General features: G+C 60.8%; 20 protein-coding genes. 10 read left to right on the forward strand and 10 right to left on the reverse strand.

Features of this window, described 5'->3' with window-relative positions:
- Positions 1 to 98: 98 nt before the first annotated feature.
- Both IZ6_RS02670 and IZ6_RS02675 read left to right on the forward strand, forming a co-directional pair.
- Positions 99 to 431, forward strand: a complete 333-nt coding sequence (locus IZ6_RS02670; RefSeq protein WP_222876477.1) for a hypothetical protein — start codon at positions 99 to 101, stop codon at positions 429 to 431.
- Between the two features lie 266 nt (positions 432 to 697).
- Positions 698 to 892, forward strand: coding sequence for a hypothetical protein (locus tag IZ6_RS02675; RefSeq protein ID WP_222876478.1), 195 nt, complete (start codon positions 698 to 700; stop codon positions 890 to 892).
- A gap of 33 nt (positions 893 to 925) precedes the next feature.
- Here the strand turns inward: IZ6_RS02675 and IZ6_RS02680 are convergent, their stop codons facing one another.
- The 3 genes from IZ6_RS02680 to IZ6_RS02690 form a co-directional block, all read right to left on the reverse strand.
- On the reverse strand, positions 926 to 1,189 hold the full coding sequence (locus tag IZ6_RS02680) for a hypothetical protein (RefSeq protein ID WP_222876479.1): 264 nt from the start codon (positions 1,187 to 1,189) through the stop codon (positions 926 to 928).
- 128 nt (positions 1,190 to 1,317) lie between these two features.
- Complete coding sequence (locus IZ6_RS02685) at positions 1,318 to 1,602, reverse strand: DUF1236 domain-containing protein (RefSeq protein ID WP_222876480.1); 285 nt, start codon at positions 1,600 to 1,602, stop codon at positions 1,318 to 1,320.
- A 104-nt stretch (positions 1,603 to 1,706) separates the two neighbouring features.
- The gene (locus tag IZ6_RS02690) at positions 1,707 to 1,994 is read right to left on the reverse strand and encodes a hypothetical protein (protein WP_222876481.1); all 288 of its coding nucleotides are present in this window, start codon (positions 1,992 to 1,994) and stop codon (positions 1,707 to 1,709) included.
- Positions 1,995 to 2,124: 130 nt separating this feature from the next.
- Here IZ6_RS02690 and IZ6_RS02695 point away from each other — a divergent pair, with 130 nt between their 5' ends.
- Positions 2,125 to 2,316, forward strand: coding sequence for a hypothetical protein (locus tag IZ6_RS02695; protein ID WP_222876482.1), 192 nt, complete (start codon positions 2,125 to 2,127; stop codon positions 2,314 to 2,316).
- 6 nt (positions 2,317 to 2,322) lie between these two features.
- On the opposite strand, the gene IZ6_RS02700 is transcribed toward IZ6_RS02695, so the two are convergent.
- The gene (locus IZ6_RS02700) at positions 2,323 to 2,538 is read right to left on the reverse strand and encodes a hypothetical protein (protein ID WP_222876483.1); all 216 of its coding nucleotides are present in this window, start codon (positions 2,536 to 2,538) and stop codon (positions 2,323 to 2,325) included.
- A 95-nt stretch (positions 2,539 to 2,633) separates the two neighbouring features.
- Complete coding sequence (locus IZ6_RS02705; RefSeq protein WP_222876484.1) at positions 2,634 to 3,428, reverse strand: hypothetical protein; 795 nt, start codon at positions 3,426 to 3,428, stop codon at positions 2,634 to 2,636.
- 125 nt (positions 3,429 to 3,553) lie between these two features.
- Here IZ6_RS02705 and IZ6_RS02710 point away from each other — a divergent pair, with 125 nt between their 5' ends.
- Genes IZ6_RS02710 through IZ6_RS02720 form a run of 3 tightly spaced genes read left to right on the forward strand, consistent with a single transcriptional unit; the run spans position 3,554 to position 5,714 of the window.
- Positions 3,554 to 4,063 carry a hypothetical protein gene (locus tag IZ6_RS02710; protein ID WP_222876485.1) on the forward strand — a complete coding sequence of 170 codons (510 nt, stop codon included), beginning with the start codon at positions 3,554 to 3,556 and terminating at the stop codon, positions 4,061 to 4,063.
- 47 nt (positions 4,064 to 4,110) lie between these two features.
- Entirely contained in the window at positions 4,111 to 4,812 is a 702-nt protein-coding gene (locus IZ6_RS02715) for an SOS response-associated peptidase (RefSeq protein WP_222876486.1), read from the forward strand.
- The gene (locus IZ6_RS02720; protein ID WP_222876487.1) at positions 4,761 to 5,714 is read left to right on the forward strand and encodes a trypsin-like peptidase domain-containing protein; all 954 of its coding nucleotides are present in this window, start codon (positions 4,761 to 4,763) and stop codon (positions 5,712 to 5,714) included. Before IZ6_RS02715 ends, IZ6_RS02720 begins: the two co-directional genes overlap by 52 nt.
- A gap of 798 nt (positions 5,715 to 6,512) precedes the next feature.
- Here the strand turns inward: IZ6_RS02720 and IZ6_RS02725 are convergent.
- Positions 6,513 to 7,367 (reverse strand): toll/interleukin-1 receptor domain-containing protein, encoded by an 855-nt coding sequence (locus tag IZ6_RS02725; protein ID WP_420825566.1) that lies wholly within the window; start codon positions 7,365 to 7,367, stop codon positions 6,513 to 6,515.
- Between the two features lie 493 nt (positions 7,368 to 7,860).
- Here IZ6_RS02725 and gltB point away from each other — a divergent pair, with 493 nt between their 5' ends.
- The 3 genes from gltB to IZ6_RS02740 are packed head-to-tail and all read left to right on the forward strand — an operon-like array spanning position 7,861 to position 14,586.
- Positions 7,861 to 12,558: a glutamate synthase large subunit gene (gene gltB / locus IZ6_RS02730; protein WP_222876489.1), complete on the forward strand. Its 4,698-nt coding sequence runs from the start codon at positions 7,861 to 7,863 to the stop codon at positions 12,556 to 12,558.
- The gene (locus IZ6_RS02735) at positions 12,555 to 13,145 is read left to right on the forward strand and encodes a glutathione S-transferase family protein (protein ID WP_222876490.1); all 591 of its coding nucleotides are present in this window, start codon (positions 12,555 to 12,557) and stop codon (positions 13,143 to 13,145) included. The genes gltB and IZ6_RS02735 overlap by 4 nt, the downstream gene beginning before the upstream one ends.
- Before the next feature lie 19 nt (positions 13,146 to 13,164).
- Positions 13,165 to 14,586, forward strand: coding sequence for a glutamate synthase subunit beta (locus IZ6_RS02740; RefSeq protein WP_222876491.1), 1,422 nt, complete (start codon positions 13,165 to 13,167; stop codon positions 14,584 to 14,586).
- Between the two features lie 3 nt (positions 14,587 to 14,589).
- Here the strand turns inward: IZ6_RS02740 and IZ6_RS02745 are convergent, their stop codons facing one another.
- The 3 genes from IZ6_RS02745 to galE all read right to left on the reverse strand — a co-directional run bounded on the left by IZ6_RS02745 (position 14,590) and on the right by galE (position 18,259).
- Positions 14,590 to 15,915 (reverse strand): SGNH/GDSL hydrolase family protein, encoded by a 1,326-nt coding sequence (locus IZ6_RS02745; protein ID WP_222876492.1) that lies wholly within the window; start codon positions 15,913 to 15,915, stop codon positions 14,590 to 14,592.
- A gap of 45 nt (positions 15,916 to 15,960) precedes the next feature.
- Positions 15,961 to 17,169, reverse strand: a complete 1,209-nt coding sequence (locus tag IZ6_RS02750; protein WP_222876493.1) for a lytic murein transglycosylase — start codon at positions 17,167 to 17,169, stop codon at positions 15,961 to 15,963.
- 85 nt (positions 17,170 to 17,254) lie between these two features.
- Complete coding sequence (gene galE / locus IZ6_RS02755; protein ID WP_222876494.1) at positions 17,255 to 18,259, reverse strand: UDP-glucose 4-epimerase GalE; 1,005 nt, start codon at positions 18,257 to 18,259, stop codon at positions 17,255 to 17,257.
- 141 nt (positions 18,260 to 18,400) lie between these two features.
- Here galE and galU point away from each other — a divergent pair, with 141 nt between their 5' ends.
- On the forward strand, positions 18,401 to 19,264 hold the full coding sequence (gene galU, locus IZ6_RS02760) for a UTP--glucose-1-phosphate uridylyltransferase GalU (protein WP_222876495.1): 864 nt from the start codon (positions 18,401 to 18,403) through the stop codon (positions 19,262 to 19,264).
- On the opposite strand, the gene IZ6_RS02765 is transcribed toward galU, so the two are convergent.
- Entirely contained in the window at positions 19,265 to 20,722 is a 1,458-nt protein-coding gene (locus IZ6_RS02765; RefSeq protein ID WP_222876496.1) for an outer membrane beta-barrel protein, read from the reverse strand.
- Positions 20,723 to 20,728: the final 6 nt, after the last annotated feature.

Below are 20,728 nucleotides of genomic sequence, written 5' to 3' on the forward strand. Positions count from 1 at the left end.
TTGACCGTTCCCGCAGGGTTTTCTAACTCGACGCCACAGCGAATTGACACGGGCACCGCGCGCGGCAAGCCCGCGATCTGAAGGGGTAAGGAATGAACATGGCCGTATTGAAAAAAACGCCCGCTATCGACTTCCTCGACAAGCTCGGTGGCCTGATCAAATCGGGCAGCTACAAGGAGGCTTCGCAGGCTTACAAGGATTTCGAAAAGGCCAATCCGACGGCCGATTTCATGATCCTCGAAGCCGTGCCGTTCCGCGTCCAGAACCAGATCATCAAAACGGTCGGCTCGCCGACGGCGTTTTCGATCTACTCGCTGCGCCATCCGACCTGGACGACCGAGATCGTCGAAGCGTTCGAGGATCCGGCGAAGTTCGATGCTTATGTCAAAAAGCTCGAAGCCGATGTGCGCGCCTCGCAGCCGAAGAAGTAAGGTCCGGCAGCAGCTGAGAATTTGAGAAAAGCCGGGCAGCCCAGTCGGGCAGCCAAGCCGAGTGTTCCCGGGCTTGGCCCGCTCGATAGGCTGAACCCCGGCAACAGCCGGGTTCAGCGCCCGGCTTTTTTGCGTTCGCGAATACGTGAAATCCCCAAGCTCTTCGGTTAATGACACGCCACAATCGCGTGTCATGATGGCTGCAATGGAACGGAGCGCGCACGGCGCCCTCAAACGTTCCGCACCAATGACAGACGGAGGAGTTCATGTCGTCCAAGACGGAGCTTCTGAAAGAGGCGCGGCGATGCGCCTATGAAGCCTCGCGCGGGGTCAGTCCCGGCATGTTCCGGGGATTGTCGAAATTCTACGGTTCGCTCGCCGAGAGCGAACCGCAGAGCGAGGCGCGGCGCGAACCCGCGCACCGGCGCAAAAAATCTCCCGAGAAGGAACTCGGGAGATAGACATCTCGTCAGGGAAATTCGGCCGGAAGCCGCTTAGTCGAAAATCTTGATCAGAGCGTCGAGAACCGGCGAGGTCGTGCGCGTTGCCGATGAGGCGCGGTATTCGGTCCAGCGCGGCGCGCCTTCGATCACGAGGACGCCGTTCTGCATGTATTCGCGGCCCTGATGTCCGCCGGTATCGGTGAACTGGGCGCGGTGCTCGGTGCGGGTTTCGGTTTCGGTCGATGCATCGTGCGCGGTGGCGATGAACGTTGTCGCCGCCAGAAGTGCCGTCCCGATGATGAAGCTGCGGACCATCACTCAACTCCTCCAAACCTTGTTAACGTATTGTTAACGCACGGGATGGGGGTGGAGCGAGTCCTTTCGCCGGTTAGGGTTTATCCGGTGCCGGGTGGGTTGCCCCCACCCGGCGGTCCTGAAAGCCTTTATTCCACGATCTGAATGATCCTGCGGCTCGACGGTTCGACGATGACCCTGCGGTCGTTCACCACCGCATAGCGGTAGGTCGTCACTTCCGGCACGGTGTAGAATTCAACATCGGCCGGCAGCACCGTGCCGACCGCGATCGGGCCGTCATAGGTGACCGAGCGGCCTTCCCGGACGATGTATTCCCGCTCCCGCGGGCCGATCTGGATATCGAGCAGCTGGGCAAAGGCGGGCGTTGTGAAGGTGGCGGCCGCCAGTGCCGCTCCGAGCATGAGCTTCTTCATAAGCGTCTCCCTGTGTCTCCGGGCCCCAAAGCCGAACGGGCGGGAGAGACGGGAGTTCCGGGTGAAGTTGCAGTGCGCCGTCGCTGCGGCTATCCGCCCTTTACCTATTGAATCAGCTTGATCCAGTCGGGGCCGGGGAAGGGCGGGCGCTCGTCCAGCTCGATGCGGGCGGGGCCGCGCGCGCCGTTCATATAGATGAAGCGGTCGGGCGGCGCGGGCGTGATCCGCGCGTAATAGGTCACGGGTGCGCCATAGGCGCGGCCGGTGTCCGTATAATAGCGCCGGATTTCGTAATCGCGCGTCGCGTCCTGCTGCACCGGCGCGCCATAGTCGGCGGCCAGCGCGCTGACGCTGATTGTCGACAAAAGAATACCAACGAGAAATGTTCTCATTTGCTCACTCCCGCTACGCAACACCGGCGGAGAGCTTACGGTTCCCCCTGTAATAAAACGAAAATTCTCGATGTGAATTATCTAATCTTCCGTTAGTGAATGTTAATTGTGGCTTTTGGATTGTCGGTACATGGTGCGTTTTATGGAAGCCGATACCGACATCAACGAAGCCGAGCGCATGGCGCTCATCATCGGTGAACTCGCCGACAGGGCTCGTGCGGCCGGCTTCCCGGTGATCGCCCATCTGCTCGATATGGCGCAGATGGAGGCACGCGATAACGCCATCCGCGAAATGGACGCGGCGCTCCCCAGCCTGAATTAGCCCCGGTCAGTCCGGCGCATAGCGGCAATAGGGCTTGCTCGACGCCTTGCGGTGCACGCAGCGCTTTTCCGGCTTCTGCCACTTCTTCCAGGCCGGCGTCGTGTCGGTCCGCGCGTTCGGCTGCGTGTTCGGCTGTGCGCCATAGGCGATCTGGGCCGGCGCACCCGTCGGCAGCCCGGCGCCGGCAAGAGCGATCAGCGCCCCGAGAACAATCACGCGCATGATATCTCCCCCGAACACCCCAACGCGCCGACCCTAAGCCACGGCGCGCGATCGGCAAAGCCGCCAGCCGGCGGCGGGATAGCACCGCCGCATCCTCAGTTCAGCGGCATCCGCTCTGCCGGAACGCACCAGCCCGTCCGGCAAGGCGTGCGCCAGTCGCCGGATGTGGCCGGTTCTTCCGGCGGCGAGCTTGGCAGCGGCGTCCCGTTGTAGACGTGCCAGCCGATCAGCAGGATGACCACGACTGCAGGCAGCGCGTAAACCGCGCCGCGCCTCATCTGTCCCCGGCGATGCGCACGGGTGTCTTCATCCTTGCTCTGCACCACGCGCACGCCGCGCCCCTCGGCATAGCCGATGAAATGCTCAAAGCCCGGAAAGTGTGCAGACAGTTCGTGCCGCCGGAAGCCGCTATAGAAGATGACCGGGGATGTGAAATCGCGAAGATTGATCTCGGTCACATCGCTCCACGGAACCCGGGTCTTGCGCCCGAGTGCTTTGGTGAAGGCGACACCGTCTTCCGAAAATTCGATCCGGGTATGCGCCATGCGGTGAGCGATGGCGGCGCAGCCGATGCTGAAAATGGCCCATGGCACAAACTGGAGAAGCGCCGCATCGCGCGTTGCGGGGCGTGGGCCGAAGCTCATCCACGAAACACTGTCGCCGGAGAGATAAGCGAAGAGAGAAACGGCGTGCCAGAGCGCCGGCATCGCAATGACACCGGCGAGGATGGCCAGAAGCAGCATTTTGTCGGTGACGTGCGGATAGGTCCAGGTGATGCGGAGCGGCTGGGCCGGGGGCGGAAACAGCAATCCGTACCAGACATAGCGGATAAGCAGCGGCGGGAGCGCGACAAGAGCGATCACGGCGGCAAAGCCGACGGCCGTTCTCATGTTCGGAGCGCTGAGAATCTCCAGATGGCCCCACATGTTCGATAAAACCGCCGAATAAGGTTCGTCTGTTTTCGCGTGCAAAGTAGAGATATGCTACCGGAGAGTGAAGTGCCGGGGGAATTGAAATGGCTTTTGAGCGCGGGGTTCTGGCTGCCGTATTCCTGATGGCGGCCCTGCCCGCCGCATACGCGGTGGGACCGAAAGGGCATGTTGCAACGATTATGTTCGAGACGGATTCGGAGACAAACAACGCTCCTTTGTACGCGCATCCAAGCTTCGACTGTACCTCGAAGAAAAAGATCATCGACAAGTTCAACCGCATCGAGTTCTGGGCAAAGAACAAGCGCGAGTTTTCCATGACGAAGGAGGTTCCGGCCAATGCGCCCTTCACCTTCTCCATCTACGGGCGAACCCATGTGAGGTGGGATGCGGGGATGCGGGAGGTGTTCACGGTCTGTGAGCCGATCCTGTCTTTCACGCCGCAAGCCGGCGCGACCTATCTGGCACGCCATTCCATGAACCTTCGAGGCGATTGCGCGCTCGCTTTGTTCCGGCGCAATGGAGCGGCTCTGACGCCCGAGCCGGCTTCGCGGCTTGTGTGCCCCGTGCTGAACGGCACGCCGGTGTCTCAGTAACAGCGACGAGCCTTGCGGCGGCCACCCAAAACCCCGAAACAGGCCAAATGCCAGGACGCCTCGCGCAAGGATTTGAGCCCGAAGAACTCCTGCGCCTCTTCAACGCCCGCGCCGGCGATCTTGAGGGCGCTGGGCCGCGCTGGAATTCGGCGCCGACCCACAGATTGATGGCGGTGCGCAAGGATCCGCAGTCGGGAGAAAACGCGCTCGATCTTTTGCGCTGGGGGCTCGTGCCGCATTTCGCCAAAGACATGAAGGGCGGCGCAAGCCTCATCAATGCGCGCAGCGAAACGGTCTCATCTACCGCGCCCTTTCGTGACGCCTGGGCAAAAAAGCGCCGCTGCCTCATCCCGCTCAAAGGTTATTACGAATGGCGCGGCGAGAAGGGCGCAAAACAGCCGCTGGCGATTGCGCTCGCATCGAAAGAGCCGATGGCGCTCGCCGGCCTCTGGGAAAACTGGAAAGACAAGGAAAGCGGCTTATGGCTGCGCACCTTCACGCTCCTGACCTGTGAGCCGAATTCCGCCATCGCGGAATTTCATCACCGCATGCCGGTGATCGTACTGGCGGAACATCAAACGGGCTGGCTTGCGGGCGAGGATGCGGCCGGTCTCCTCAAACCCATCGCCTCGAAGCTTCTCGACATCCGGCCTGTCGGTACAGCGGTCAATAAGGTAGGGAATGAGGGGGAAGAACTATGGAATCGGATAAGCCAGTCCACGTCGATTTTTGGCCGGGAAACCATCTAAGCTATACGACAACGAAGATTGATATTTTCAGAAACGAGATCTTGCTTAGCTCAGCTACCGGATTTGTGATGAGATATGGCCAGACTTATGCGCTGGTCACTAACTGGCATGTTCTAAGCGGTATCAATCCAGCAAATGGTTCTTGTTTGTCGCCGACAGGCGCTATCCCAGCCCAGATACGATGCCATGTCACGATCTCACAACAAGTGACGGTCGGTGCAACATCGGGCGAGCAGTTGTTCTTCAAGCCTATCATTATCGATCTGTACGAAGGCGAAATGCCGGTCTGGCTAGAAAATCGTGAACATTTTCCCGAGAACGACTATGCGGCAATAGACTTGGGTGCAATCGTTCCTGAACTTGCCGATCCACGAGTTTCGCTGAGGTCCATACGATCAGGCGTAGTTACCTTAAAGAAGGGCAGGAAACCCCCGGCAGGAGACGTGGCAGTTGCCCCAGACGACTTCCAAAGTTTCTACCCGCCGGTGGGAAAGGAAGTGTTCGTTCTTGGATACCCAAAAGGCATAACTAGCACGGGCGTTTTCCCGATCTGGAAGCGCGCTTCGATCGCGTCTGAGCCGCAAGCCCCGACCAATCTTCGCGGCCGTGAGAGCCATGACGTTTTTTACATCGACGCAACAACGAAGCATGGAATGTCCGGATCGCCAGTGATTTGTTTAGCGAAGCCAGGCGATCTGTTCGTGACGATGGACGGCGTCCAGGTCGAGACAGAGAAAGAACAAGAACTGATAGTGGGTGTCTACGCGGGTCGGGAAGGGGTTACTCAAGAAGAGTATGAGTTGTCGCTAGGACGCGTCTGGAAAATTGGAGCGATCGAAGAGATGATTCGAAAAGGGCAACGTGCGTCAGGGATTGCTTACCCGAAGATAAAACCGCTTTAGCCTCAGACAATTACGTTCCGATTCCCTGAACCCCATCGCCTCGGAGTTCCTCGACATTCGGCCTGTCGGTACGGCGGTCACCAAGGTAGGGAGCGAGGGGAGGGGCTGGCCTAGGTCGGCTCAGCTTGAGCCCTATGAACGAAAATCGGGCGTGCGCCATTATGAGACCGGCTTTCAACGTTGTCCCAAATTTTCCAATCATAGATAGGAGCGCAGTTTTTGCCGAAGGAGTTGTCGACTAGGGCAAGGGTACTCAAGTTGAACTCTACGCTGGGTGCTCCCCACCGATCTGCTGAAGGCTCGAAGGCTATTCGCAGTCCTTCGGGAGAAACGAGTAAAGTTCCTGAAGGAAAGTCTGATCGGGAAAGGTAGGTGCGGGTGTCATCTATTTCAGGCTCAATGACCCAATCCAATCCAAATGAAATGTAAAATTCGTCTGGCTGGTTCGAAATTAAAACTGCTGAGAAGCTTCCGTCTTTTAATGGAAATCGGAAATACCCCAACGTGAGCTCGGTGCTCGTTGGGGCACTCAAAACTAGGCCGAATGTCGGAATGGATCTGATCCGGCGACTGATCAATTCTCCTGGCTTTAACGTCGAGGCGGCTTTGACTTGAATTGAGCTCAGAAATTTCAAAGTTCACCCCCAGCCTGGACGGAAATCTCGGCGTTCACATTTGGGGCACGAGATGGGCGAGCCGGGTGGATCGTCGCGTTGTTCGCGCTCGCGAATTTCTTCCTTCGTAAGTACCTCTTCTTCCCACTCGTTTCCGCAATTGTTGCAGTGGAATTTTCTTTTCTCAGTCAAGTTCCACCCCCGCGCGGCGCAGAAAGTCAGTCCAAAGATAGTCTGCAACCTGTTGTCCAGACATTCTTCCGTTTCCGTGATCTGTGGACATATATCCCGTGAGATACATCTGGTATTCGTCCGCATTGACGGAATACGATCCATGGTAGGAATTCTTAGATTCCGCGTGTGCACTGTGAACGACAATGATCTCTCCGCGGTTTCCTTTCGAATTGTGAACCGTGATATGGCTTTCGCCATTCCGTTTTCCGCGGTTGACGAGCGTGCATGTAAAGGCTGTCGCGGACATTTCTTCGAACCGCGCTTTTAATAGTTCGATGGTATTTACTTCATCAGTGGATCTCTTGAAGAAATTCCGGATTGTTTCGAACGCTTGATCCCGAAATTCAGATTTATCAATGACGTCGAAGTCTCTTTGTATTTTCACGCGAAGTTGTGAAGGCGTTGCGGCCAAAGGGGTGGCCGCCTTTTTGTCCGGCGCCTTCGAACTTGAAAGTGCATTGCGAACCTCACTGACGACATCCAGCCAAGCGAGATTCTCGTTGGTCCAAAGAGCTATAGGATTCCCATCTTTAGGAACGGCTTTGAACTTCGCTAACGGAGATGTCTGCCAATCGCACGGTTCAAGAATTATAGGTACAAGAAGCATGCTGCCGTCGCCGGCGCGCTCCAGTGCACGTTCCATCTCGCGTTCGTAGCAGTACTTTGATGCCAGATAATCAGGGCTAACCAGCGCAATAAATACATCGCATTTCTCCAGTGCGGTGGAGATGGCGCTATCCAGATTGGAGCCAGCAGTGATTTCCTTGTCGTGCCACGTGGATAAGATGCCGTCGCGCTTCAACATCGATAGATGCTTATGCAAACGAGCGAGAGCCTTCTCATCACGGTGCGAGTATGAAATGAAGGCCTCTGCGGGCATTTGATCCCTTTTTGTTCTTGCGTATAATTAGTTGTGGCGGTTGCAGGGCGCAATGTCTTTTTGATGCGCTTCACCGTTTTCCAATTCTGTCTTCGCAGCGCTCACCCCTTGTGTTTCAAAACCGTTCCAGTTAAACCCCTTCTAAATAAATAGGACAGCCTTGCTGTCCATTTGTTTCCCGGCGCATCTGCTCTAGGCTGTTTCCCTCTTGGGAACCGGACGGGAGAGGTGTCGCCTCTTTGGCGTTGGTGCGATGGGGATCGCACGAAGCGCAGCCGCGGACGGGGTGGAATGCTCCGGTTTTTCAAGGCTTGCGCAGTTTTTGCAGGGTTCCGGACGGACGCTCGAACTATGTCCCGGCCGGTCGATTGGGGTAATGCAGGCAATTGAGCCTGTTGGGATTTCGGGAACTGAGGCCATGACGAAGCCGCTCGACGAAAACACGCTGCCCTGGGGCCCTCCGGCGGCCCATGCGCGCGACCCTCATCTGCCCGGGGCGGACGGCCTTTATACGGGCAGGCATGAGCATGACTCGTGCGGCGTCGGCTTCATCGCCCATCTGAAGAACAAGCCCTCGCACGCCATTGTCGAGCAGGGGCTTTCCATCCTCGCCAATCTCGAACATCGCGGCGCGGTGGGCGCCGATCCGCGCGCCGGCGACGGCGTCGGCATTCTCGTTCAGGTGCCGGACAAGTTCTTCCGCAGCGCGGCTAAACTCTCGTTTTCCCTGCCGGAAAAGGGCCAATACGGCGTCGGCCATGTCTTCCTGCCGAAGGACGAGACCGGCCGGCGAATCATTTATGAAACATATGAGACGGTCGCGAAACAGGAGGGCGTCACCGTCCTCGGCTGGCGCGACGTCCCGACCAACAATTCCACGCTCGGCTATTCGGTCCTGCCGACCGAGCCGCATCATGCACAGGTTTTCGTCGGCAAGGGCCCGGGCCTCGAGGACGAGACGGTGTTCGAGCGCAAGCTCTATGTCTACCGCAAGGCGGTGGCGCAGGTGCTGCACGCGGCGGCCGATGAGCGCACGCGCGGCTATTACGTCACCAGCCTGTCCTGCCGCACGCTCGTCTATAAGGGCATGTTCCTGTCCGATCAGGTCGCGGTCTATTACCCCGATCTGACGCATCCGGATTTTGAATCCGCGCTGGCGCTCGTCCATCAGCGCTTTTCGACCAACACGTTCCCGAGCTGGCAGCTCTCGCACCCCTACCGCATGGTCGCGCACAACGGCGAGATCAACACGCTGCGCGGCAACGTCAACTGGATGGCGGCGCGCCAGGCCTCCGTGTCCTCGCCGCTGTTCGGCGACGACATCAAAAAGCTCTGGCCGGTCTCATACGAAGGCCAGTCCGACACGGCCTGCTTCGACAACGCGCTCGAATTTCTCGTGCAGGGCGGCTACTCGCTCGCCCATGCGGCGATGATGCTGATCCCGGAAGCCTGGGCCGGCCATCCGGACATGGAAGAAAAGCGCCGCTATTTCTACGAATATCACGCCGCGCTGATGGAGCCGTGGGACGGCCCCGCCGCCATGGCCTTCACCGACGGCCGCCAGATCGGCGCAACGCTCGACCGCAACGGCCTGCGCCCCGCGCGCTATTTCGTGACGCGCGACGACATCGTCGTCATGGCGTCGGAAATGGGCACCATCAATTTCCCGGAAGAAGACATCGTCACGAAATGGCGTCTGCAGCCGGGCAAGATGCTGCTGATCGATCTTCACAAGGGCCGCATCATTTCCGACGAGGAAGTGAAGGCGGAGCTCGCAGCCGCCCATCCCTACAAGGACTGGCTGAAGAAGACGCAGATTCAGCTCGAAGACCTCGACAAGGTGAAGTCGACGCCTGACTGGACGAGCGATGTCAGTCTGCTGGATCGTCAGCAGGCGTTTGGTTATACGCAGGAAGATCTGACGCTGCTCATGGCGCCGATGGCGGTGACAGGGCAGGAGGCGGTCGGCAGTATGGGCACCGACACGCCCATCTCGCCGCTCTCGCTGAAGCCGAAGCCGCTCTACACTTACTTTAAGCAGCTCTTCGCGCAGGTGACGAACCCGCCGATCGATCCGATCCGCGAAGAACTCGTGATGTCGCTCGTGTCGTTTATCGGCCCGCGCCCGAACCTTCTCGACCATGAAGGCGGCGCGACGAAGAAGCGGCTCGAAGTCCATCAGCCGATCCTGACCAATGCGGATCTCGAAAAGATCCGCCACATCCAGGACATCGAGCCGGACTTCTCGGCCGTGACGCTCGACATCTGCTGGGACGCCGAAGAAGGCTCAGGCGGCATGGCCGGTGCGCTTGAGCGTCTGTGCATGCATGCGCGCAAGGCCGTCTCGGAAGGCCGCAACATCATCATCCTCTCGGACCGCATGGTGTCGGCGGCGCGGATTCCGATCCCGGCATTGCTCGCGACCGCGGCGGTGCATCACGATCTCATCAATCACGGCCTGCGCACCTCCGTCGGCCTTGTGGTCGAAACCGGCGAAGCGCGCGAAGTGCATCACTTCGCCTGCCTTGCCGGTTATGGCGCGGAAGCGATCAATCCGTATCTTGCGTTCGAGACCATGCTCGACATGCACAAGACCGGCGAATATCCGCCGGAGGTCTCCGAATACGAGGCGGTGTCGCGCTTTATCAAATCCGTCGGCAAGGGCCTGCTCAAGGTCGCCTCGAAGCTCGGCATCTCGACCTATCAGTCCTATTGCGGCGCGCAGATTTTCGACGCCGTCGGTCTGCAGTCCGATTTCGTCGAAAAATATTTCCGCGGCACTTCGGCGCCCATCGGCGGCGTCGGCCTCAAGGAAGTCGCCGAAGAAACCGTGCGCCGGCATGAAGCCGCGTTCGGCCGCGCGCAGATCTACCGCCAGGCGCTCGATGTCGGCGGCGAATATGCACTGCGTCTGCGCGGCGAAGACCATGCCTGGACGTCGAACACCGTGCGCGATCTGCAGCACGCGGTGCGCGGCAATGTGCCGGAAAAATACCGCGCCTTCGCCAAGGCCATCAACGAGTGCCAGGACCGTCCGCTGACGATCCGCTCGCTGTTCGATTTCAGAACGGCGGAAGACGATGGCCGCACAAGCGTGCCGCTCGAAGAGGTCGAAAGCGCGAAAGATATTCTGAAGCGCTTTGCCACCGGCGCCATGTCCTTCGGCTCGATCTCGCGCGAAGCCCATACGACGCTCGCCATTGCCATGAACCGGATCGGCGGCAAGTCGAACACCGGCGAGGGCGGCGAGGAAACCGACCGTTTCAAGCCGATGGCGAACGGCGACACCATGCGCTCGGCCATCAAGCAGGTGGCTTCAGGCCGTTTCGGCGTGACGACGGAATATCTCGTCAACTCCGACATGATCCAGATCAAGATGGCGCAGGGCGCAAAGCCCGGCGAAGGCGGCCAGCTGCCCGGCCACAAGGTCGACGCGGTGATCGCCAAAGTGCGCCACTCGACGCAAGGCGTCGGCCTCATCTCGCCGCCGCCGCATCACGACATCTATTCGATCGAAGATCTGGCGCAGCTCATCTACGATCTGAAAAACGTCAGCCCGACTTCAGCGATCTCGGTGAAGCTCGTCTCCGAAGTCGGCGTCGGCACGGTCGCGGCGGGTGTTGCCAAAGCGCGCGCCGACCATGTGACGATTTCGGGCTTTGAAGGCGGCACGGGCGCAAGCCCGCTGACCTCGATCAAGCATGCCGGTTCCCCGTGGGAAATCGGCCTTGCCGAAACGCATCAGACGCTCGTCAAGAACGAACTGCGCGGCCGCATCGCCGTGCAGGTCGACGGCGGTGTGCGCACCGGACGCGACGTCGTCATCGGCGCGCTGCTCGGCGCCGACGAATTCGGCTTCTCGACCGCGCCGCTGATCGCGGCGGGCTGCATCATGATGCGCAAGTGCCATCTCAACACGTGTCCCGTCGGCGTTGCGACGCAGGACCCGGTTCTGCGCAAGCGCTTCACCGGCCAGCCCGAACACGTCATCAACTATTTCTTCTTCGTCGCCGAAGAAGTGCGCGAGATCATGGCGCAGCTCGGCTACCGGAAGTTCAGCGACATGGTCGGCCAGATGCAGATGCTGGACCGGACAAAAGTCATCGAGCATTGGAAGGCCAAGGGCCTCGATTTCTCGCGCCTGTTCAAAAAGCCGGAACAGCCGCGCAACACGCCGATCTTCCATTGCGAAACGCAGGATCACCATCTCGAAGCCGTGCTCGACCGCACTTTGATCGAGAAGGCAAAGCCCGCGCTCGAAAGCGGCAAGAAGTCGGCGTTCGACATCGAGATCCGGAACATCAACCGTTCGGCCGGCGCCATGCTGTCGGGCGAGATCGCGCGCCGCTACGGCCATAAGGGCCTGCCGGACGACACGATCTCGGTGAAGATGCACGGCACCGCCGGTCAGGCCTTTGGCGCCTGGCTTGCGCAGGGCGTCACCTTCGATCTTGAGGGTGTAGCGAACGACTATGTCGGCAAAGGACTCTCCGGCGGCCGCATCGTCGTCAAGCCGCCGAAGAAGACGGGCATTGTTCCCGAGCAGTCGATCATTGTCGGCAACACGGTTCTCTATGGTGCGATTGCCGGCGAGTGCTATTTCCGCGGCTTTGCCGGCGAGCGCTTTGCCGTCCGCAACTCCGGCGCCATCGCCGTTGTCGAAGGCACCGGCGATCACGGCTGCGAATATATGACCGGCGGTGTTGTCGTCGTTCTCGGACAGACGGGCCGCAACTTTGCGGCCGGCATGTCGGGCGGCGTGGCCTACGTCCTCGACATGGACGGCACGTTCAAGAAGCGTTGCAACATGTCGATGGTCGAGTTCGAGCCGGTTGCCGAAGAAGAAGAGCTGATGCGCCGCGTCCATCACCAGGGCGGCGATCTTCTGTTCAAGGGCCGCGTCGAGCTGACCAGCGATATGACGCGCTTTGACGCCGAGCGTCTGTTGCAGCTCATCGCCAATCACGAGCGCTATACGGGCTCGACGGTCGCGAGCAAAATTCTCGATAACTGGGCCGAGTACCGCGGCAAGTTCATCAAGGTCATGCCGGTGGAGTACCGGCGCGCGCTGGCCGATATGGAGAAGCAAAAGCGCCAACTTGAGCCGGCGGAGTGAAAATTCTCGGCGACACGAATTCAGGAAATTGCCTGAAAGTTCTCTACACGGCCGACCATCTCGGTCTGCCCTATGAGTTCGTGCCCGTCGATATCGCAAAGGGGGAAAGCCGCACGCCGGCTTTTCTCGCAAAGAGTTTGATGGGGCAGGTGCCCGTGGTCGAATTCGACGACGGGCGGTGTCTTGCGCAGTCGAATGCGATCATCCGGTATCTGGCGAGCGACAGCCGCCTTCTGCCGGACGATCCGTTCCTCGAGGCGAAGGTCGACGAGTTGCTCTTCTGGGAGCAGTACAGCCACGAACCTTATGTGGCGGTGTGCCGGTTCCAGATGGTTTATCTCGGCAAGAGCCGCGATGAGCGCGATCCGATGCGGGTCGAACGGGCGGAAAAGGCCCTCGACTTCATGGAGGCGCGGCTCGGCGGCGATGCGTTTTTTGTCGGAGGTGCGCTGTCGGTCGCCGATATCGCGCTTCTGGCCTATACGAGGCTTAGCTCTCAGGGCGGCTTCGATCTTACGTCCCGGCCGGGCGTGAGGAAGTGGATTGCCCGTTGCGAAGAGGTTCTTGGCCTCGAAGCAGCGGCTTAGGGTGAGTTAAGGACGGGCTATGGGCAAAGTTACGGGCTTTCTCGAGATCGAGCGCCAGGATCGCAAATATGCGCCGGCGTCCGACCGCGTGCGTCATTACAACGAATTCGTGCTGCCTTTAGGCGATGAAGGCACGAAGCGTCAGGCCGCGCGCTGCATGGATTGCGGCATTCCCTTCTGCCACAATGGTTGCCCCGTCCATAACCAGATCCCGGACTGGAACGATCTCGTCTATCGCGGCGACTGGCAGGAAGCGGCGAACAATCTCCATACGACCAATAATTTCCCGGAATTCACCGGCCGCATCTGCCCGGCGCCGTGCCAGGAAAGCTGCACGCTGAACCTGTCGGACGCGCCGGTCACCATCAAGACCATCGAACAGGCGATCGCCGACAAGGCGTGGGAAAACGGCTGGATCGAAATCCAGTCGCTGCGGCCGAAGACCGGCAAGAAAATCGCTGTTATCGGGTCTGGCCCGGCAGGCCTCGCCTGTGCCCAGCAGCTCGCGCGCGCCGGCCACGATGTGCATCTGTTTGAAAAGCATCAGCGCGCCGGCGGCCTTCTGCGTTATGGCATTCCGGACTTCAAGATGGAGAAACATCTCGTCGACCGCCGCGTAAAACAGATGGAGCAGGAAGGGGTTACCTTCCATTACGGGGTCCATGTCGGCGTCGATGTGAAGGCCGCAGAACTTCGGAAAACTTATGATGCGGTGGTTTTGACCGGCGGTTCGGAAAAGCCGCGCGATCTTCCGGTGCCCGGCCGCGAATTGTCGGGCGTTCATTTCGCGATGGATTTCCTGACGCAGAACAATCGCCGCGTCTCCGGCGAGAACACCGATGTCGCCGATCCGATTTTGGCGACCGGCAAGCATGTCGTCGTCATCGGCGGCGGCGATACCGGTTCGGACTGCATCGGCACCTCGGTGCGTCACGGCGCTTTGTCGGTGACGCAGCTCGAAATCCTGCCGCAGCCGCCGGTGAAGGAAAACAAGCTGCACATCTGGCCGGACTGGCCGCTGAAGCTGCGCACGTCGTCCTCACATGAAGAAGGCGCCGAGCGCGATTTTGCGGTTCTGACGCAGAGCTTCTCCGGCGAGAACGGCCGCGTCACGGGTCTGAATTGCGTGAAGGTCGATGCGAAGTTCCAGCCGGTGCCCGGTTCGGAATTCACGCTCAAAGCCGATCTCGTGTTCCTCGCAATGGGCTTCGTGCATCCGGTGCATGAAGGCATGCTGAGCGAGCTTGGCGTTGCGCTCGATGCGCGCGGCAATGTCATTGCCAATCAGTCGAGCTATGAGACGTCGGTGTCGAATGTCTTTGTGGCGGGCGATATGCGCCGCGGCCAGTCGCTCGTTGTATGGGCGATCCGCGAAGGCCGTCAGGCGGCGGCCTCGGTCGATGCCTTCCTGATGGGCGAGACGGTTCTGCCGCGAGTGTAAGGCTTAATTCGCAGCCGTTGCCGGCCAGGCGAAATCGTCGGCACGGCCGGGCTTGGCCGGAATGGCGGCGCCGGTCACAAGCGCATCTTCCGACACCGGCGGCTGAGCCGGTTTTGCGGCGGCGGCCGACGGATCGGGCGCGGCACCTTCGGGCCCCGCGATCACGCCGGGATTGAATTCGGGCTTCTTCGTCTTGTCGGGTGCGGGCGGCGGTGCCGGCGGTACGAGGATCGCGCCGGGCGTCCGCGGCGTCATGCCGAGCATCAGAATGCGGCTTGAGCCGGGAACGGTCGGCGCGCCGGGATCGACGCCGATATCGGACATCGCATCGCCCTGATCCTTCGGCGCAAGAATGGTGCGCAGTTCAAGCTCGACCGCATGGCCGATCTTGCGCGCACCGGCTTTGGTGAAGTGCAGGCCATCGGCGGTGCGGAGGCGCACGACGCGGCCTTCGATGTTCGGGCCCTGCACGGTGAATTCCTCGTCCTCGTTGACGAAGCCTTCCCACACATCGATGAACGTGCCGCCGAGGGCCGCTACGCGCTGGCGCACGAGCTCGTTCAGCTGGAGATATTCGGCGGTCGTTTTCGGATCTTCGACCGGCGGCAAGCCGACCCAAAGCAGCGGAATGCCTTTCTGGCGGAAGGCGAGCGCAATCTCATCGACCTTGTTGGCATAGTCGTCCTGCCAGGGCGCCGTCGTTGCGATCGTCGGGCCTGTGGTCTCGACCTCGGCTTTCTTCTTCACGGGTGCCGGCGCATCGTCCATCGGTCCGATGAAGATGACGGCGGCGGCGACCTGCGGCTGACGCGCCAGAATTTCATCGGTCGTCTGGCGCCAGCTCGTTTTGCTTTCCTTCAGAAGCCCGGCGCCCGAACGGATCTCGCGGACAAGCCCGACTTCGGGGCGCTCGGACAATGCATCGTTCAAGCCGGGCGCGAGATTTTCGGCGAGCGAGTCGCCCATCACTGCAACGAAGATCGTCTTCGCAACTTTCGGCGCGGCGGGCGCGGCCTGATCGTTGTCGACCGACTGGCCGCCCAGGCCGTCGGGACGCGATGTCCCCGCCGTCGGCGGCGGACGAACCGGCCGGCCGAACAGGCGGTCGAAGAAACTTTGGCGCGGGCGCGTACGCTGCTCGGGAACATATTGCCGGCGTGAGCCTTCCTCACCACCGCCGCCAGTGCCCGGCAAGCGATAGACGCGCGGTGCGTTGCCGCCCGGCGGGGAATAGCGCGGCTCGAAGAACTGCGCGTGCGACGGCGAGACGCCCGCGGCGAGGCCGAGGGTGAGAACGAGAATCGCAAGGAGAAAATTCAGCGTCCGCATTGCCTTGGCATAACCGCCAGAGGGCTGCGGCGCAAATATGGCCTGCTATTTCTTCGCGGCGCGCAGGCGCTCCAGAACGTCGGGCGTCGGCAGGCCGTCGGCGGCCGTGTCGGTCTCCTTCTGGAAGGCGAAAATCGCCGAGCGCGTTTCCGTGCCGAGCTGGCCGTCGAGTTTCGAAATCGGAAAACCGCGGCTTTTCAAGAGCTTCTGTATTTCGAGCCGCTCCTCTTCGGAGAGCAGTTGATCGATCGGGAAGGGCGTCACCCAGGGGTTTCCGCCGCGCATGCGGTCCGACAGATAGCCGACGGCAAGCGCGTAATTGTCGGAATTATTGTAGCGCTTGATAACCCTGAAATTGGGAAGGGTTAGAAGCGCCGGGCCGGTGGTGCCGCCGGGCATAACGAGGCGTGCCGTATCCGTGGGGCGCGGGAAGGGCTGGCCGTTGGCGCGCGTTACGCCGAGATTTTGCCATTGCGCGATCGACACCGCGCCCATCGCTTTTGCCTGCGTGGGATTTAGGTTTTTCGGCAGCACGACTTCGTAGCCCCACGTTTCGCCGGCCCGCCAGCCGTGGACTTTCAGATAATTGGCGGTGGAGGCGAGCGCGTCGGGGATCGTCGTCCAGATATCGCGCCGGCCGTCGCCGGTGACATCGACCGCATAAGCCTTGAAGCTCGACGGCATGAATTGCGTGTGGCCCATCGCGCCGGCCCAGGAGCCGATCATGTTTTCCGGAACGGTATGGCCCTGCGCCAGAATATCGAGCGCGATCAGAAGCTCTTTCTTGAAGTAGTCGGCGCGGTAGCCGGAATAGGCGAGCGTTGCCATCGCGCGCAGGACGTTGTGGCCGCCGAGATAGCCGCCGAAATTAGTTTCATTGCCCCAGACGGAGAGAACGACGAAACGGTCGACGCCATAGGTCGCCTCGATATGGGCGAGAACCTCCCCCCATTCCTTGGCCTTGGCGCGGCCCTTCTCGACACGCAGCGCCGAGACGCGCTTGGCGAGATATTGCGCCGGGGTCGATTTGAATTCCGGTTGCTTGCGGGCGAGGCCGAGCACGTCCGGATCGGGCGTCATGCCGTCGAACGCGGATTTGAAGACGGCGCGCGGCACGCCACGCTTTTCGGCCAGCGGCCACAGGCCCTGCACATAGGTCTGGAAATTGGCGGAAGCCGGAACTGATAAGAAGAGGGGGGCCCATAGCAGGGCCACAGTCAGGACGGCGCGCTTCAAAAGCGTCGTTCCGGTCATAATCCGCTCCGCATCGCGAGCCCCCGCCCACGAAGTCTAGAACGGCCCGCTTGTGGTTACCAAACGGTTAAAATCGGGGAGTTCGTCAGGCTGCGTTGGTGCGCAGGCGCTCGTCGAGATTGGCTTCCCAGGACAAAGCGTGCGCGACGATCGTGTCGAGATCGTCATAGTTCGGCACCCAGCCGAGGAGATGGCGGATGCGGTCGGCGCCGGCGACGATCTTGGCGGGATCGCCCGGACGGCGGTCGGCGAAGTTGATGGTGAAATCGCGGCCCGACACGCGTTTGACGGCGTTGATGACCTCATACACCGAAGCGCCTTCGCCATAGCCGCAGTTGAGCGTGAGATTGTCGCTTTGCGGGCCAGAGCGCAGATGGCGCAGCGCCAGAAGATGCGCGTGCACGAGATCTGCGACATGGATGTAGTCACGCACGCAGGTGCCGTCGCGCGTCTCGTAATCGGTGCCGAACACGGAAATCGACGGGCGTTTGCCGAGCGCGGTTTCGCACGCGACTTTCAGAAGATGCGTTGCGCCTTGCGTCGATTGGCCGGCGCGTCCGAAGGGATCGGCGCCCGCGACATTGAAATAGCGCAGTGCGACATAGCGCAGGCCATGGGCGAGCGAAGCGTCGCGCAGCATGATCTCGCTCATCAGCTTTGAGGTGCCGTAAGGCGACATCGGGCTCGGAACGGCGTCCTCGCCGACCGGATTGGTCGCCGGATTGCCGTAAATGGCGGCGGTGGACGAGAAGATGAAATGCGGGATCGCGGTCGAGACGGCGGCCTGGAGGAGGTTTCGCGTCTTCATCGTGTTGGCGAGGTAATAGCCGAGCGGATCGGACACCGAATCCGGCACGACGATGCGCGCGGCGAAATGGATGATCGAGTCGATCTTGTGGTCGCGCAGGACCCGCTCGACGAGATGCCCGTCGGCGATATCGCCATGGATGAACGGCACATCGTCCGGAACCGCCCAGCGAAAGCCCGTCGACAGATCGTCGATGACCACCGGCTTCTCGCCATTGGCGAGGAGTTCCAGAACCATATGGCTGCCGATATAGCCGGCGCCGCCCGTCACAAGTACGCTCATTTCCCATGTCTCCTGATGCCAACAGGCCATGCGACCGCTTACTTTCCCCTTGTTTTGGCGCTAGAAACGCCCGGAAAGCAATGGTGTGGTGAACAACCGGTCAACACACCGTCCCCCGCCCCTCGGAGATTTCGGCCCCCTATGAAGCGTATCCGCAAGGCAGTTCTTCCCGTCGCCGGCCTCGGCACCCGTTTCCTCCCAGCCACCAAGGCCATTCCGAAGGAAATGCTGACAGTGGTCGACCGCCCGGTCGTCCAGCATGTCGTCGATGAGGCGATGGCGGCGGGCATCGAGCATTTCATCTTCGTCACCGGACGCAACAAGGGTGTGATCGAGGATCATTTCGACAAGCAGTTCGAACTCGACGCGACGCTCGAAGGCCGCGGCAAGACGAAGGAACTCGCGGCGCTGAAAAGGGATCTGCCCAAAGCCGGCCAGACGAGCTTCACGCGCCAGCAGGAGCCGCTGGGCCTTGGCCATGCGGTGTGGTGCGCGCGCGATATCGTCGGCGATGAGCCGTTCGCACTGCTTCTGCCCGATATGCTGCATCACGGTCCGAGTTGCCTCGCCGGCATGATGAAGGTGTATGGCGAGACCGGCGGCAATATCATCGCCGTCAACGAAGTGCCAAAGGATCAGGTGCATCAGTACGGGATCGTCGGCGTCGGCGAGAAGAAGGGCTCCGGCTTCAAGATCACCGGCATGGTTGAAAAGCCCAAAGCCGAAGATGCGCCGTCGAACTATTCGATTTCGGGCCGCTATATCCTGCAGCCGGAAATTTTCGGCCTCCTGGAAAAGCAGGAGCGCGGCGCGGGCGGCGAAATCCAACTGACGGATTCGATGCTGACTTTGGCGAAGACCCAGGATTTCTTCGGCTATCAGTTCGAAGGCCGCATCTACGATACCGGCTCGAAGATCGGCTTCCTCACCGCAAATCTTGCTTACGGGCTTGAGCGCGAGGATCTCGGTCCGCTGCTGAGAGCTGAGATAGCATCTCTCAAATAATCAGCGCTGAACGCGAAGCCCGATCTCGATCAAGCTTGTGTCGTAGTCTTCGCCGTCGTTCGAACTGTCGCTGATCTGGTGCGCGGCGCGAAGGCGCGCCGAAACCGTGCGGTTGAAGCGGTATTCGAGCGCGATTTCGGCATCGACATCCTGCAGCGTGTAATCGGCGCGCGGATAGAAGGAGCGCTCGTAATCGAGGCTCGCGGTAAAGAAGAAATTGCGCTGCAATTCATGCTCGATTTCGACGCTGGCACTGACTTCGCGCGCGACCGCGCAGCAACTGAGCCCTCCGGACGAGACGTCCTTTTCGGCGGTCAGTGTGACTTTGGTTTTCACCGTCGGCTGCCAGATCAGCGAGGCCTTGGCGATGAAATCGTCGAGTTTCGGCTCGAACGGATCTTCGGCCTCGAGATGGCCATAGCCGATAGCGCCTTCGAACGACCAGATCGGGTTCGGCTCGAGCCGGACGCCGGCATAGGCTTTGTAGCCTTCGGTGTTGTGCTGCAGGCCTGAATCGTTCTCGTCGAGATCGTATTCGCGTCTATTGCCTTCGATCTCGGCAAAGGGCTCGAAGCCCGGATGCAATTCGTAACCCGTCCGCAGGCCGAGGCGGTAGGCCGTGTAGTTACGGTCTTCATTGTCGACGGTCGAGCCGTTGTTGAGTTCCGCATCCTCATAAGTGCGGCGGTCGACATCGCCTTTGAGGCGGAGCGACAGGCGGTTCGGCTTGTAGGTGATGCCGCCGCCGGCACCCATGCGCAGATTTTCAGGCCGGCCCTTCACGCCGTCAGGCACTTCGGGATCGCCCGGGCTCTCGCTGTCGAGTTCGGTGCGGGCGAGGAGATCGATTCTGAGATCCTCGTGCGCATCGAGCCGAAGCGCGCCGTCTGCCGCAAGGCGCGGCGCGTTCAGATCCTCAAAGGCCTCATAGGCGGTGTATTCGGCCTCGAGCCGGCCGCGGAAGGCATGGCGCGCCCAGTCCGACTCGATGTCGAGCCGGCCTTCGCTGCGGCCATAGAGCGAACCGCCATTCTCTTCGGTCGAGGTCGGATTGGTCTCGTAGCCGCCATAGGCATCGAAGGTCGGCTTGAACAGGAAAGCGCCGGCGCGGATGCCGACCGGGTCGAACGGATTGTCCTCCTCGGGGCGCTTTTTCCGCTTCAGCCTTTCCTCGGGCTCGGCGAGCGGCGGCGGCTCGACGCCCCTGAGATCCTCCAGCGGCTCCTCTGCGAGATTGTCCGGGTCCTCGGCAAACGCGCTGTCGGGAGCGATCCCCAGCGCATCGGGGGCGAAATCGTCATCGGCGCCGGGCAGGGCTTCCAGCGAGCCGCGAATCTCCTGTGCGCTCGCCGCGGATGCCAGCAACAGCAACGCAAGGACCGCCAAAGATACGCAAGCGCGGCGGCCGGGCACGCGCCCGCCGCCGCCGGGAAGGGGTCCGGTCCTCGGCTCGATCATGGTTAA

This window comes from Terrihabitans soli (genome assembly GCF_014191545.1).
Classification (GTDB): Bacteria; Pseudomonadota; Alphaproteobacteria; order Rhizobiales; family Methylopilaceae; genus Flaviflagellibacter; species Flaviflagellibacter soli.

Coding starts and splice junctions, on each gene's coding strand:
- IZ6_RS02670 (WP_222876477.1), top strand. CDS start 99: ATGGCCGTATTGAAAAAAACGCCCGCTATCGACTTCCTCGACAAGCTC.
- IZ6_RS02675 (WP_222876478.1), top strand. CDS start 698: ATGTCGTCCAAGACGGAGCTTCTGAAAGAGGCGCGGCGATGCGCCTAT.
- IZ6_RS02680 (WP_222876479.1), bottom strand. CDS start 1,189: ATGGTCCGCAGCTTCATCATCGGGACGGCACTTCTGGCGGCGACAACG.
- IZ6_RS02685 (WP_222876480.1), bottom strand. CDS start 1,602: ATGAAGAAGCTCATGCTCGGAGCGGCACTGGCGGCCGCCACCTTCACA.
- IZ6_RS02690 (WP_222876481.1), bottom strand. CDS start 1,994: ATGAGAACATTTCTCGTTGGTATTCTTTTGTCGACAATCAGCGTCAGC.
- IZ6_RS02695 (WP_222876482.1), top strand. CDS start 2,125: ATGGTGCGTTTTATGGAAGCCGATACCGACATCAACGAAGCCGAGCGC.
- IZ6_RS02700 (WP_222876483.1), bottom strand. CDS start 2,538: ATGCGCGTGATTGTTCTCGGGGCGCTGATCGCTCTTGCCGGCGCCGGG.
- IZ6_RS02705 (WP_222876484.1), bottom strand. CDS start 3,428: ATGAGAACGGCCGTCGGCTTTGCCGCCGTGATCGCTCTTGTCGCGCTC.
- IZ6_RS02710 (WP_222876485.1), top strand. CDS start 3,554: ATGGCTTTTGAGCGCGGGGTTCTGGCTGCCGTATTCCTGATGGCGGCC.
- IZ6_RS02715 (WP_222876486.1), top strand. CDS start 4,111: ATGCCAGGACGCCTCGCGCAAGGATTTGAGCCCGAAGAACTCCTGCGC.
- IZ6_RS02720 (WP_222876487.1), top strand. CDS start 4,761: ATGGAATCGGATAAGCCAGTCCACGTCGATTTTTGGCCGGGAAACCAT.
- IZ6_RS02725 (WP_420825566.1), bottom strand. CDS start 7,367: ATGTTGAAGCGCGACGGCATCTTATCCACGTGGCACGACAAGGAAATC.
- gltB (WP_222876489.1), top strand. CDS start 7,861: ATGACGAAGCCGCTCGACGAAAACACGCTGCCCTGGGGCCCTCCGGCG.
- IZ6_RS02740 (WP_222876491.1), top strand. CDS start 13,165: ATGGGCAAAGTTACGGGCTTTCTCGAGATCGAGCGCCAGGATCGCAAA.
- IZ6_RS02745 (WP_222876492.1), bottom strand. CDS start 15,915: ATGCGGACGCTGAATTTTCTCCTTGCGATTCTCGTTCTCACCCTCGGC.
- IZ6_RS02750 (WP_222876493.1), bottom strand. CDS start 17,169: ATGACCGGAACGACGCTTTTGAAGCGCGCCGTCCTGACTGTGGCCCTG.
- galE (WP_222876494.1), bottom strand. CDS start 18,259: ATGAGCGTACTTGTGACGGGCGGCGCCGGCTATATCGGCAGCCATATG.
- galU (WP_222876495.1), top strand. CDS start 18,401: ATGAAGCGTATCCGCAAGGCAGTTCTTCCCGTCGCCGGCCTCGGCACC.
- IZ6_RS02765 (WP_222876496.1), bottom strand. CDS start 20,722: ATGATCGAGCCGAGGACCGGACCCCTTCCCGGCGGCGGCGGGCGCGTG.